The organism is Rahnella sp. 1L-D-7-B-C2, from assembly GCF_057290995.1.
Genome location: NZ_JBXAVQ010000003.1, coordinates 1 through 13221, shown reverse-complemented (window position 1 = coordinate 13221; position 13221 = coordinate 1). Strand labels below are relative to the sequence as shown.

Sequence of the window (13221 nt, the reverse complement as noted above, 5' to 3'; positions counted from 1 at the left end):
ACCCGATTTTTAAACAACTTTACAACGCTCTGTTAAAGAAACCGGCAGGCCCACAGTGGATGAATTCTGTTGAACTGCCGTTTACATTATCCTGACAAAACGGCGGATTTTTAGGTCAGCGCGCCGGTTTTACTTCATTTTCTTTCAACAAATTCCAGCGCCAGACGCAGCTGTTTCGCGTCGGGATAGCCTGGCAACAGATGGATCGATTCCCCTTTCTGTAGCGTGCGTTCAATGAGGCGCGCAATCTGCTTTTCATCGTGAATATCGACATTCAATTCCGCCAGGCTCACCGGCAGATCCAGAACGCGGTACAGCGCCTTCAGCTGTCTCAAGACCTCCGGCTGACTGAGCAGCGCGCTTTGCACCAGAATGCCGTACGCCACTTTGGTGCCGTGCAGGAAGGCATCGGTCTGCGGCAGTGCAGTCAGGCCGTTATGCACCGAATGCGCGGCGGCGATACGCGTGTAGCGATCCCCCAACCCGCCGACCAGACCGCCACCGGCGATGATCGCATCGAGCACGTTGAGGAACGGTTGCGTCAGTTGGTTATCCGCCAGCGCCTGCAACGCGGCTTCACTTTGACTGAGCAGCACGTCGCGAATCGTCATCGCAGTATTCAGCCCGAGCTGAACGGTCAGCGGCAGCGTTTCCGGCTGCGGGCTGAGCACCACAGCTTCATACCATTTCGCCAGCGTATCGCCGATCCCGGCCAGCAGATATTCTTTCGGCGCAGCCAGAATAATGCGCGGCTCGATCAGCACCAGATGATTGGCGTCGTTGAAGATTTCGTAACGCAGCGCCTGCCCTTCGTCGTTATACCAGACCGACAGCGGCGTCCACGCGGCGCAGGTGGCCGCGATGGTCGGGACTGCCACTACCGGTAATCCCAGACGGCGCGCCACCACTTTCGCGGTATCCAGCACCGCGCCACCACCGATGCCGATCACGACCTGACGATCCCCCCCGCCGATGTCAGCAATTCGCTGCACTTCGGTTTCGCTGCAATGCGCCTTGAACAGCACGCGCCTGGCCTGCGAAGCACTAAACGCATCAGGCAGATAATCCTGAGCTGCAACTAACGCCCGTTCACCGTAGATCCACAGCGCCTTATCCAGCTGCTCAGGCTTGTAAAAATCGCTCAGACGATCAATCGCACCTGGGAAAGAAAAATAGTTGGCCGGGCCGGTTACCACACGGATATCAGTATCACTCATCGGGATTTCCTTAATATAGAAGCTGTTACCATCCTACGCCCGGACATCCGGATGGCTAATACCCTTTAGCATTAACTTATACGTTTTCGTTCGTTGCCAGTCGAAGCGCGGTCATCAAAACTCGGACTATCAATTCATTAACGCATTCCAAAAGCGTGTTTAAACGCTCAATGAATTGTCTTCCGGTCGAATGATGGTTAATTACACAGGGTGACAGGCAACACAATGACAAAGCAATCTCTTCCCCAACCCGAATACTGCCGCAATATGCGGCTGATTGGCCACAGCGATCAGGGCGGCAAACCTGACGGCGTGCAGGTCATGGTGCACCGTGGCTACGCGTATATCGGCCATATGGTGTCGCAGGGATTTTCTATCGTGGATGTGCGCGATCCGAAAAATCCGCGCCCTGCCGGTTTCGTCGCTGCCCCGCCTGGCACCTGGAACGTGCATCTGCAGGCGCACGATGATCTGCTGCTGGTGATCAACGCCCGCGATTTGTTCGCCGACGTACGTTTCGCCGATGAGAAAGTCTATTACACCCGCCCGGTCAGCGAGACAGTGCAAGGCACACGTGAGCGGGGCTGGAGCGCAGGCGTACGCATTTTTGATATATCGACGCCCGATCACCCAAAAGAGATTGGCTTTCTCGGGCTGGAAGGCATCGGCGTTCATCGCATCTGGTACGTCGGCGGGCGCTGGGCTTACATTTCCGCGCTGATTGACGGCTACTGTGATTATATCTTCCTGACGATTGACCTGGCCGATCCACGCAATCCGCAGGTCGCCGGACGCTGGTGGCTGCCGGGTATGCATACCGCAGGAGGCGAAACCCCGGACTGGCCGGAAGGTAAACGCTACGCGCTGCATCACGCGATCATTAGCGGCGACACAGCCTACGCCAGCTGGCGTGACGGTGGTCTGACGTTGCTGGATATCAAAGACCGCACTGCGCCGCAGCTGATTTCGCACCGCAACTGGAGCCCGCCTTTTGGTGGCGGCACGCACACCGCGCTGCCGTTGCCGGACCGGGATTTGCTGGTAGTGCTGGACGAAGCGGTGCTCGACAATCAGGAAGACGGCGAGAAGCTGATCTGGCTGTTCGACGTGCGGGAGCCATCGAATCCGGTGAGTATTTCCACCTTCCCGCAGCCGGATGAGCGGGATTACGTCAGCAAAGGCGCGCACTTCGGCCCGCACAATCTGCACGAAAACCGGCCGGGAAGCTTCATCAGCTCAACGCTCATTTTCGCCACCTACCAGAATGCAGGCGTGCGTGCCTACGACATCAGCAATCCCTATCAGCCAAAAGAAACCGGCGCGCTGGTGCCCGCCGCCCCGGAAAGGATGGTCGATAAACGTCCGGGCAGACCACAAGTGATCCAGTCCTGCGACGTATTTGTCGATGCACAGGGCATTATCTACAGCACCGACTACAACGGCGGCCTGTCTATTATTGAGTATTTGGGTTAGCGGCTTGCGCGCCTGAGGTTGTTGTATTTCAGGCGCGATTTACCACGAGCGGTACAAGAAAAATAACTCAGCAAGACCAGAACCGGCCGAAGAATGTCCAGAACCAGTAGATTATTAAAGATATTATTGAAGCAGAAAGAAAATGTCTTTTGTTTTGAACGGCAGTATATAAAGAAAATAACAATGGGATCAAAAATAAAGCGCTTGTAAATGATGAGAATCCTCTGGTTACATTACCGTCCATACCATCAACACCATTGACGTTGTCACACCATCGATGGATGCTTTCATCACTGTGAATTGTATCTATAATAGAAAATGCAAAAATTAATAATGCACAGAAAAGACAGTAAAAATACTGCGCCGATTTAAGAAGCTTTGAAAGTGAAGCTTTGCCCTGGTTTTCCATTATTGAATCCCCATTAACTTTTTAACTCGACTCCTTCGTTTTATGATAGCAAGCCCGTATGAAATGCAATCACGTTCAGGACTGTCATCAGGGAGTGACATAGCCCTAATGAAATCTTCTTTCTTCCTTTGGGTTCCACGATTGTATCTTGAACCTGCCAATATTAAATTTTCATCAGACAATATTTGCGTATTGGCATCAGGATAGTCGAATTTTATCAAATCCCTCAGGTGCAGTGAAACCATTTTCAAATTGAAATCATCGCTTAATAAACATCGACCAATCTGTAATTGTTGCCTGCTCGAAATATTTTTTGGATTAATACCTAATAACTCTGCAACTACACGTATTTGCATTGCTACGACACCTACGGATACACTATTTGAATAATCATTATTACTTCTGAATTTATCTATAAGTTGTCTGAATAACAACACTTGTGGCTTTAAGTTATCTGGTTTCCCTCCAGCCTCTTGCCAGGCCACGTCGGCTAGAAGCAGCACGGGTATTTTTGCCTCACTCGCATACTTAATCATCAAGTCTTTGTGGTATTCAACGAAAGAGTCTTTATATAGAAATAGATATGACTGCCCCCAGTACTCTTCGCCATTTCTCTCCCACTTTGAAATGGTGTAGTCCATCAGATCCCATCGTGGAAATTTCGTTTGCGCTGGCTCACAGAACACATTTTTATTATTCATAGGGTTTGGCCTTATCATCATTTTTTTTCAAACTTCATTTTTTTGAGATTAAAAAATACGCTCATCCCAAATACTATAACCCGCAGTGCCTGCCTTATGATGTTCCCAGGTTATGCTTTGATAGTTTACTGAAACCATTTCTTCTGGTTGATTACCAGAGTGATCAATCGCATGAGGATAAACAACACTGACTCCATGGAGAAATGCTTTCCTGACAGTGATTGAATAGTAAAGCTCATAAGCGCCAGATGCAGACGTTCTATAAAAGTCAAATTTCAACTCAAGTTCTTCATTGTTAGATATTGCCATTCCAAATAATGGAGATGACTTATCAATGAATTTTACGAAAGAAATAGGGCCATGATTTACATTTTGAGCCCGCGTTAATGCATGCTCGAATGAAACGACCATTATTTGATCCTGATGCGCAGCCTGATATTTGTTACCTATAGAATCGAAGGTGGAACATCCTGCCGAGATCAAACCTTGTTTCTTTCCTGTTATCGTTAAATAGATATTATTCGCCATGATAAACCCTCACGTTGTGAAATTAAATTGTACTCATGAAACCTGGAGGATTTAATGTGCCTATATCACATTTATTAATTTTACTTGTTTCAATGAAGGGTTTTCTTTATTAATTTATATGTTTTTTATATATACATAGTAGAACTCATTCACATCATAGTAGTTTTAACAATTCCACAAACCGGCTCTGTAATATTTCAACCTGCTAATTTTACAAAGAAAAAGTGTAAACAGATAGATCGACCAGCCTGAACACGGACAAATGCTGATATTTACACTGACTGCGCTGCGCCGTTAGGTGATCCAATAATGCCTGCATATATTGCCGCTGGCGCCCTTCTCGCCTGAGATTATTTTGTTTCAGGTGCGATTTATTTTTCTGCACTGTTTCTTTCCACCTTTCATGTTTTATTTCCCTGTTCAGACATAACTTTTGACACTCAGCACCTCAATTTTTTGTCCGCTTTCTGTGATCAAAGTCATAGCTAACGTTTTTCACCAGGTCTACTTTTGCCTTTCGATAATCCATTTATCTTATTGATTTATATTGAATATAAATCACAAGAGGAGTCACTTTCTGATAAATGAATTCAACAGAAGCTAAAGGAATAAAAGCATGGCGATTAACGGAACACGCTTTACCTTCGCCGCAGGCAGCACGGCAAAAGACACCTTCGCGGTGCTCAGTTTTCAGCTTTCTCAAACTTACTCAGAACTCTTTACGCTGAATATCGTACTGGTCAGCAGCGACCCGACGATTGGTTTTGATCAGGTGCTGGATGAGATGGCGATCCTGACGATTTGGCAAGGGGAGGTAATAAAGCGCCGCGTGCGCGGCATCGTGACATGTTGTGAACAGGGAGATACCGGCAAACATCAGACGGAGTACCGCATGACTGTCCGGCCTTATTTCTGGCGCAGCTCGCACCGGCGAAATTGCCGCAGTTTCCAGAACCTGAATATTGTCTCCATTATCGAACCCCTGCTCCGGGAGATGGGTATTAACAAATACGACACACTACTCCGCGCAAGTCACGGTTCGCGGGAGTTTTGCGTTCAGTTCATGGAAAGCGATTACGAATTCATCTCACGACTGACCGCCGAAGAGGGCATTTTCTTCTATGAACAAGAGTATCTCGAGGCCAACGATCAGAAGTTAACTTTCGCGGATAACTGCAGCGCATTGCTCAGCATCGGTGCGCTGCCTTACAACCCAAACGCAGCTTCAGAGACCGATACCTACTGCATCAATAACTTCCGGCGCACTGCGCAGGTTCGCCCCTCAAAGGTGATCACACAGGATTACACCTTTACCGCTCCGAAATGGCGGGCACAGTATGAGGAGCGTCCGTCAAAGATGGGGCACCAGCACACGGTATACGACATTTTTGATTATCCGGGCCGATTTAAAGATGAACAACACGGTGCCGATTTCGCCAAATATCAGATGGAAGGCTGGCGCAACAATGCAGATATCGCGATCGGCACCACAAATTCACCGCAACTTTCACCGGGCGCGTGCTTTGCCCTGAGAGACCATCCCCGCGAAGACCTGAATGACAACTGGCAGGTCGTCGCCATCAACATGTACGGCCACCAGCCACAGGTTCAAATCGGCAATGAAGGTCAGGGCACCACGCTGAGTACCGAATTTGAAGTGATCCCTTCTAGCCAAACCTGGCGACCTACGCCGCAGCTCAAGCCACGCGTGGATGGCCCGCAGATCGCCATCGTTACCGGCCCGCCGGGAGAAGAAATCTTCTGCGACGAACACGGCCGCGTGCGGGTTAAGTTCGCATGGGATCGCTATAACAAAGCCGACAACTACAGCTCCTGCTGGATCCGCGTATCGCAAGCGTGGGCGGGTAGTGGTTTCGGCAATATCGCCGTACCGCGCGTCGGGCAAGAGGTGATCGTTGATTTCCTCAACGGTGACCCCGATCAGCCCATCATTATCGGTCGCACCTACCATGCCACCAACCGCGCACCCGGCGGTCTTCCGGGCAGCAAAACCCAGATGGCGATTCGCTCACAAACCTATAAAGGCAGCGGTTATAACGAGCTGATGTTTGAAGATGCCACCGGCCAGGAACTTCTGTCGATGCAGGCGCAGAAGGACATGAAAACCAAGGTATTGAATGACCAGATGCTGACGGTTGAGCGACATCGGGTGAAAACCATTAAAGGTAACGAACGCAGTGCGATTAAGAGAAACCGCATAAAAATTGTCACCGGAAATGAAACCAATGCCATTAAGGGATTTCAGGGCTCAACGGTGAAAGTTGGCCAGTCACTGGCGGTAAAAGGCGATGTGGCACAGCTCACCGGCGGAAATCTCACCAGCCTTGCTGTAAAGGTCCTGACGTTTGGTTCAGGGGACCTCATTCGTCTGGAGTGCGGGGACAGCGCACTGGAATTACATGCCAGTGGAGCCATCAATCTTAAGGGGAAAAGCCTGAATGTCACGATTGAAGGTAACGGGGTAATTAACACGGTTGGCGGTGTTCTCGGCCTCAATCCCTCTTCTCCAGGTTCACCTGCCAGTGCACCGGGAGAAGGCTATAAGCAATCAATTCAAAGCAGCGTTGATGAAATTTTTAACAAGGAAAGTGAATAAACATGAGCCTTTATCATTGTGAAGAATGCAGCTTCCCGTTGCCGGATAACGACAACTGGCAAGATTGCAGCCTGAATATTTTTCGCAGCAAAAACGACAGTTCCTCCGTTATCGTCAGCCGGGGCCCTATTGCGAAGGAACGAACATTTGGAGAGGAACTGGATTACCAGTGGTCACTCCTGTTGGGTCAGATTGAGCTTCTGCACAGCAATCCCCGTCGTCCACGCACTCTGACCCAATCCCCGGGTTACGAAGCACTTGAAACAAACTGTTATTTCAGGCGCGGAAAACATATCCAGTATCAGCGTCAGCTAGCGATCCATGTTCCCGAACGCGAACAAATGCTGATTTTTACCCAGACTGCGTTGCAGCCTTTCTCCGATGGGCAAGACCTTTACTGGCAAAAACTCTGCCAGTCATTGTGTCTTACTCATTCATAGCCGGAGGCGACAACATCATGGCTGATGAACACGCTGCCCGGTTGGGCGACCCAATAATACATACCAGTGCTTTGGCAGATATCGCCGCTGTAGCGATTCAAGGGATCGTGGTAGCCGCCGCAGGGGCAATTGTTGCAGGCGTTGCAACTCTTGCCGCCCCGGCAATCGCCGCAGGTAGCATATTAGGGGCGGTGGTCGCTGCTGCCGGGGGATGTGTCGGCGCGGGGATGATCGCAGGTTTTGTTCTCGAAGCGACCGGCATGATGGATGAGATCGTTAGCGAGAGCGAGGGGCTGGGCAACGCTCTGTTCCCTCCTTCTCCTGCGGGGGTTATCTCCAGCGGGGCAACGAATGTACTCACCAATGATATTCCAGCCGCGCGTGCCGCCGGACGCTTGTTAAGTACCACCGAACAGGCTGGACTCCCACCGGAACCTGAAGGCGAACGAGATTACGCGGCAATGCTGCTTCGCGGCGGTAAGGCCATGTTAAAAGAACTGGTCAATCCGACGGTGGCGCTGCCTGCGGGCCCGGTTGCCCCTTCGAATCAGGATATCGTTCTCTGCGAAAAACATCCTCCCAGCCCTGTGCAATATCTGGCAGAGGGGTCGTCAACCGTTGCCATTAACGATTTGCCCGCCGTGCGTGGCAGTGATCGCACGACGTGCGGAGCGACCGTTTCAACAGCCGTTTCTCCCAATGTTTCAATCGGCGGCGCGGCGGTTGTAGTACGACCGATCAACAGCGGCAAAGTACCGGGGCTGGAATTATTACTGGTCGCTGCCACTTTGCTGCTCTCCCGCAGTCCGTCCAAAATGTTTAAAAAATTGCCCTGCTTATTAATGATGATGGGCGCAGGAATGGCAGCCGGTCAGTTGGGTGCCGCTACGCGCGCAGCCTCGATGCCCGTGCATGCGGCTACCGGTGCCAAAGTACTGGCCGGTGAAGAAGACCTTGATTTTGTATTACCGGCGCGCTTTCCCCTTCACTGGCAGCGCCTTTACAACAGCCGCAATGCGGCCACCGGTATGTTTGGTCAAGGCTGGCGGACACCTTTTGAAACGCGACTGGTGCATGAAGGTGAACAAACCTGCTTTCATGATGAGAGCGGGCGCGAACTGCGTTTCGCTTCACTGGCCGCGGGTGAAAGAAAAATCTACCCCGACACCGGCCTGATGGTCGCCGCCGGTGACGAGGGGGAAATGCTGGTGGCGGATCTGGACGGCAGCGTCTGGCGATTATATCTCCCCGACCCTGCATCTGCACAAAACCTGCGGCTCACCTCGTTAAGTGATGAGTATGGCAACGGCATCCTGCTGCACTATGACGCACAGGGAAGGCTGGCAGAACTGACCGACACTGAAGAAAGTCTGAGCGTGAGCCTGCATTATCAGCTCACTTCGCACCCCCGGTGCGTGACGCAAATTGCGGATAACAGCAACGAAAATTCACGTACGCTGATGACTTACGCCTACAGCTTCACGGGCCAGCTTGCAAAAGTGACGGATGCTGCCGGCGTCGTGCTGCGTGAATTCGATTACACCGACGACGGGCTGATGGCCTGGCACATTCTCCCTTCCGGGCAGCGCTGTGACTACGGCTGGCAGCGCTTCGGCGACGACTGGCGGGTGGTGTTACACCGAACCAGCGCCGGGCGTCGCAGCCAGATAAGTTATGATTTGGATGCGCGCATCACGCGGGTCACGGAAGCTGACGGAGCCGTCCGCGAGCATCACTGGAACGACGAGTATCTGGTGGAACGCTATGTCGATGAGGCCGGAAACACCTGGCACTACCAGTGGGACGAAAACCAGCAGCTCACAAAAACCGTCGCCCCCGACTACGCTACACACCAGTTTGTCTACGATGACGCCGGCAATCTTATCGAAGAGATCGACCCGCTGGGCGGTAGCAGTAAAACCGTCTGGCTGGAGCAACAGGCACTTCCCCGCGATTTTATCGATCCACAGGACGGCTTTTACCGTCTTCAGTACGACGCCTGCCACGGCGTGATTGCCGAACAAGACGCCCTCGGCAACGTCAGCCGTTATGCGCGCGACGAGTTCGGTCAGATCATCACTTACACCAACGCCCTCGGCGGCATCAGCCGCTTTACGTGGAATGAGCGCGGCCAGCTGCTGACGGCGCTCGACTGCTCAGGGCATCTCACCCGACACGACTACGACGAACATTACCGGCTGGCCAGCATCACCGACGCAACTGGTGAGACGCGGCGTTATCAGTACGACGCCGCAGGACGGCTGACCACCCAGCTCTCTGCCGAAGGACGGCTGGAGCAGCTCATATGGGATGCAAAAGGAAGGCTGACCGGCATCCGCGCCGCCGACGGCACCCAACGCGAGTACGGCTACGATCCGCTCACCGGGCAACTGGACTTTAGCCGCGACGGGCGCGGCGCCAGAGTCATGCGTGGCTACGATGCGCGCGGTCGCCTGACCCGACTTCAGAATGAGAACGAAGAAAGTTACCGGTTTGTCTGGGGAGATAACGACCGGCTTATCGAGGAGCACGGCCTTGACGGCGTGGTGACCCGCTACGAGTACGACGTTTGTGACCGGAGCATTAGCAGAACATTCGCCGCAGGCACCGAGCAGGCGCTGACTCACCGGTTTATCCGCGACCTCAGCGGGCAGCTGATAACCAAAGAGACGCCGGACGGCCTGACGACGTTTCAGTACAGCCCCGTCGGACAGTTAACGTCGGCGATATTCACTTCACAAAACGGCGGCGAAACGCAGCAGCTCCGGCTTGACTATGACCTTGCCGGTGAGCTGACTTGCGAGCGCGGCGTCAACGGCGACGTTAACTATCAGTACGACGCCCTCGGCAACCGTACGGCGGTCACGCTGCCGGACGGCCGCGCGCTCAAAACCTTCTACTACGGCAGCGGTCACGCACTTGAGATAATGCTGGATTCGCAGCTCATCACCGGGTTCAGCCGCGATGCGTTACACCGGGAAACCGGCCGGTCTCTGGGCGCGCTCCACAGCGGCTGGCGTTACGACCGGCACGGGCGGATTTGTGAACGCTGGACCGGTCTCACCGCCCACGCCTCTCTGGCCCAGCGCAAAGAGCATTGGCAGTACGACCCGCGCGACAATCTGACGGGCGTGCGCAGCGCCGTGCCGTTCAGCGACGTGCGTTATCACTATGACGACGCGGACCGCCTCACCGGCCATGACGATATCTCCGCCGAACCGCAGTTTTTTCGTTACGACCCGGCCTCCAACCCGCTGGATACGGCTCTCAACATCGCCTCATGGCCGCACAACCGCGTGGCACAGCATAAAGACGTTGATTACCAGTACGACATTTACGGCAGAACTACCCAAAAAAGTACCCACAATCAACGCTGGCGTTACCGTTACAACAGCGAACACCGGCTGGTGGAAGTGCTGCATCAACCCATCAGTCATACGCAACCGGAATGTGTCGTTAGCTTTTGTTATGACCCGCTTGGGAGACGTATCAGCAAGCGGGTACGCTATCAGCGCATGGACGGCGTGACGGCTGATGCTGAAAGGCACAGCGAAAGGGAAACGCGTTTCCTGTGGGAAGGTCCGCGCCTGCTGGCGGAGTTCAATGTTGGCCAGACGCAAATTTACGCCTACAGCGACCAAAACAGCTTCGCCCCGCTCGCCCGCATCGACGGCGCCGGTGACGACAGCACAATCTATTACTTCCACAACCGGCTAAATGGCCAGCCGGAGGCCATGACCGACAGCGAAGGCAAAGAGTGCTGGCACGGCCAGCCGGACAGCTGGGGAAAGGTAAAATGGGAAACGCACGAGCGGGAAATCAAAACCGGCGGCCCGCAAAACCTGAGGATGCAAGGTCAATACCTCGACAGAGAAACCGGCCTCCATTATAATTTACACCGTTACTATGATCCGGACTCAGGGCGATTTACCCAGCATGACCCGATAGGGCTGGCGGGCGGGCTGAATCTTTATCAGTATGCACCGAATGCGTTGGGGTGGGTGGATCCGTGGGGATTGAGTTGCGGTTCAACTAGCAAAGGTCATGTGGATCTTGCTAGTCCGAAGCGGCGAAGACACATTTTAGATGGCGATGCTACAGGGGGAGGTCATCGTCCAGGCACCGGGCATCCAGGAAAGAGTGAATTTCCAGCTAAATGGTCGGATGACAAAATAATGCATGAAATATCTGATGTAGCGACAGATCCTTCTCTGACATCTACTGCGGGGCGTGGAGGAAGAACTGTAACAAATGGGACACGCGATGGCATTGATATAAGAGTCGTTCAGGAGGGCAATGGAGATATTGTATCTGGTTTCCCAACAAATGTTCCAAGGAATCCTCGTTGATGAATACTAAATATCAAGGACTAGAAAATCATTTTGTGAATTTGATGAAAAAATTGGAACCGATTCTTACATCATCGGAAATCTCCGAGGTTTCTGAATTTATTGATTATAATGAGTACGGGTTAGCTTTGGATACTATAGTTGGCATTATAGTGGAGGAAGGTAAAATAATTGATAATAATATCTTAAAGCAAATGATTGAAATATCTATCATTATGGATGTAGACTCTGAAATTATTGGCGAGAAGTTATCCATGCATATAATATGAAATAATCCGGAAAGATCCCCTCCATCTTCCCGGCTATTTTTATACGTTTAGCCTGTTAAGTTTTGATCCCCCGGAGCGCCGCTTGCACGGCGCTCTTCATCTTCCGGTTAGCTTGCTTAATATCCAGCAGTTGTCGACGAAGTAATTCCTGCTCATGCTTCAGGTCGTCCACTTCGTCATGTCCAGAACCAGCACAATATAACCATCGGTTATTTTATCGGTGAGATATGTTCCCGTCTTAAACCCTGCCTCACGCAGCCACTACCTTTTAAGATTAATATTAGGCGTACTTTTATCACCCCGGTTAGGGACAAACCCAACAATATACTGGCGCTGCGCTTTGGAAATCCCTTATTCTGAAATTCAACCGTGCTCAGCCATAATTAACTGCCTCTTGTAGTTGCTTGTGGTAAGCTGCGGTAGTGAGGTGCGAACTCATTTGCCGCCGCGCTATTCTAACGTTGTCTCACGCTCTTCCTGACTGCCTTCTCTGCGTTGACTTTAGTCACAAAACTGTCAACCACCATAATCAACGCTCTCTGCTCTTCATCCGGTAAAGCATCGGCCTGATGGCCTGGCACATTCTCCCTTCCGGGCTGCGCTGTGACTACGGGTGGCAGCGCTTCGGCGACGACTGGCGTTACCGTTACGACAGCGAACACCGGCTGGTGGAAGTGCTGCATCAGCCCATCAGTCATACGCAGCCGGAATGTGTCGTTAGCTTTTATTATGACCCGCTTGGGAGACGTATCAGCAAGCGGGTACGCTATCAGCGCATGGACGGCGTGACGGCTGATGCTGAAAAGCACAGCGAAAGGGAAACGCGTTTCCTGTGGGAAGGTCCGCGCCTGCTGGCGGAATTTTCGGGCAACAATTCGCAGGTCTACGCCTACAGCGACCAAAACAGCTTCGCCCCGCTCGCCCGCATCGACGGCGCCGGTGACGACAGCACAATCTATTACTTCCACAACCGGCTAAATGGCCAGCCGGAGGCCATGACTGACAGCGAAGGCAAAAAGTGCTGGCACGGCCAGCCGGACAGCCGGACAGCTGGGGAAAGGTAAAATGGGAAACGCACGAGCGGGAAATCAAAACCGGCGGCCCGCAAAACCTGAGGATGCAAGGTCAATACCTCGACAGAGAAACCGGCCTCCATTATAATTTACACCGTTACTATGATCCGGACTCAGGGCGATTTACCCAGCATGACCCGATAGG

At 52.3% G+C, this 13221-nt stretch carries 11 protein-coding genes; 7 read left to right on the top strand and 4 right to left on the bottom strand.

The window, feature by feature from the left end; all coding sequences use genetic code 11:
- Positions 1–134: 134 nt before the first annotated feature.
- Positions 135–1217: an oxidoreductase gene (locus tag AC0Z7K_RS06275; protein ID WP_485613420.1), complete on the bottom strand. Its 1083-nt coding sequence runs from the start codon at positions 1215–1217 to the stop codon at positions 135–137.
- Between the two features lie 225 nt (positions 1218–1442).
- On the opposite strand from AC0Z7K_RS06275, the gene AC0Z7K_RS06270 reads away from it, so the two are divergent.
- Positions 1443–2690, top strand: coding sequence for an LVIVD repeat-containing protein (locus AC0Z7K_RS06270; RefSeq protein WP_485613418.1), 1248 nt, complete (start codon positions 1443–1445; stop codon positions 2688–2690).
- Positions 2691–2757: 67 nt separating this feature from the next.
- Here AC0Z7K_RS06270 and AC0Z7K_RS06265 read toward each other — a convergent pair whose 3' ends face one another.
- Genes AC0Z7K_RS06265 through AC0Z7K_RS06255 form a run of 3 tightly spaced genes read right to left on the bottom strand, consistent with a single transcriptional unit; the run spans position 2758 to position 4328 of the window.
- Positions 2758–3099: a DUF2645 family protein gene (locus tag AC0Z7K_RS06265; protein WP_413531048.1), complete on the bottom strand. Its 342-nt coding sequence runs from the start codon at positions 3097–3099 to the stop codon at positions 2758–2760.
- The gene (locus tag AC0Z7K_RS06260) at positions 3099–3800 is read right to left on the bottom strand and encodes a hypothetical protein (protein ID WP_485613416.1); all 702 of its coding nucleotides are present in this window, start codon (positions 3798–3800) and stop codon (positions 3099–3101) included. Before AC0Z7K_RS06260 ends, AC0Z7K_RS06265 begins: the two co-directional genes overlap by 1 nt.
- A gap of 48 nt (positions 3801–3848) precedes the next feature.
- On the bottom strand, positions 3849–4328 hold the full coding sequence (locus AC0Z7K_RS06255) for an Hcp family type VI secretion system effector (RefSeq protein ID WP_485613415.1): 480 nt from the start codon (positions 4326–4328) through the stop codon (positions 3849–3851).
- Positions 4329–4944: 616 nt separating this feature from the next.
- On the opposite strand from AC0Z7K_RS06255, the gene tssI reads away from it, so the two are divergent.
- The 6 genes from tssI to AC0Z7K_RS06225 form a co-directional block, all read left to right on the top strand.
- Entirely contained in the window at positions 4945–6945 is a 2001-nt protein-coding gene (tssI, locus tag AC0Z7K_RS06250; protein ID WP_485613414.1) for a type VI secretion system tip protein TssI/VgrG, read from the top strand.
- Between the two features lie 2 nt (positions 6946–6947).
- Complete coding sequence (locus AC0Z7K_RS06245; protein ID WP_485613412.1) at positions 6948–7385, top strand: DcrB-related protein; 438 nt, start codon at positions 6948–6950, stop codon at positions 7383–7385.
- A gap of 17 nt (positions 7386–7402) precedes the next feature.
- The gene (locus AC0Z7K_RS06240) at positions 7403–11734 is read left to right on the top strand and encodes an RHS repeat-associated core domain-containing protein (protein ID WP_485613411.1); all 4332 of its coding nucleotides are present in this window, start codon (positions 7403–7405) and stop codon (positions 11732–11734) included.
- On the top strand, positions 11734–12003 hold the full coding sequence (locus tag AC0Z7K_RS06235) for a MafI family immunity protein (protein ID WP_485613410.1): 270 nt from the start codon (positions 11734–11736) through the stop codon (positions 12001–12003). The genes AC0Z7K_RS06240 and AC0Z7K_RS06235 overlap by 1 nt, the downstream gene beginning before the upstream one ends.
- Positions 12004–12572: 569 nt before the next feature.
- On the top strand, positions 12573–13067 hold the full coding sequence (locus AC0Z7K_RS06230) for an RHS domain-containing protein (RefSeq protein ID WP_485613408.1): 495 nt from the start codon (positions 12573–12575) through the stop codon (positions 13065–13067).
- A partial coding sequence (locus AC0Z7K_RS06225) for an RHS repeat-associated core domain-containing protein (RefSeq protein WP_485613406.1) occupies positions 13022–13221 on the top strand: 200 nt, incomplete at its 3' end. The genes AC0Z7K_RS06230 and AC0Z7K_RS06225, both read left to right, overlap by 46 nt.

Bases quoted from the DNA above. Each gene is read 5' to 3' on its own strand.
- AC0Z7K_RS06235 (WP_485613410.1), top strand. From the start codon at position 11,734: ATGAATACTAAATATCAAGGACTAGAAAATCATTTTGTGAATTTGATG.
- AC0Z7K_RS06270 (WP_485613418.1), top strand. From the start codon at position 1,443: ATGACAAAGCAATCTCTTCCCCAACCCGAATACTGCCGCAATATGCGG.
- AC0Z7K_RS06230 (WP_485613408.1), top strand. From the start codon at position 12,573: ATGGCCTGGCACATTCTCCCTTCCGGGCTGCGCTGTGACTACGGGTGG.
- AC0Z7K_RS06240 (WP_485613411.1), top strand. From the start codon at position 7,403: ATGGCTGATGAACACGCTGCCCGGTTGGGCGACCCAATAATACATACC.
- AC0Z7K_RS06255 (WP_485613415.1), bottom strand. From the start codon at position 4,328: ATGGCGAATAATATCTATTTAACGATAACAGGAAAGAAACAAGGTTTG.
- AC0Z7K_RS06245 (WP_485613412.1), top strand. From the start codon at position 6,948: ATGAGCCTTTATCATTGTGAAGAATGCAGCTTCCCGTTGCCGGATAAC.
- AC0Z7K_RS06275 (WP_485613420.1), bottom strand. From the start codon at position 1,217: ATGAGTGATACTGATATCCGTGTGGTAACCGGCCCGGCCAACTATTTT.
- AC0Z7K_RS06260 (WP_485613416.1), bottom strand. From the start codon at position 3,800: ATGAATAATAAAAATGTGTTCTGTGAGCCAGCGCAAACGAAATTTCCA.
- tssI (WP_485613414.1), top strand. From the start codon at position 4,945: ATGGCGATTAACGGAACACGCTTTACCTTCGCCGCAGGCAGCACGGCA.
- AC0Z7K_RS06265 (WP_413531048.1), bottom strand. From the start codon at position 3,099: ATGGAAAACCAGGGCAAAGCTTCACTTTCAAAGCTTCTTAAATCGGCG.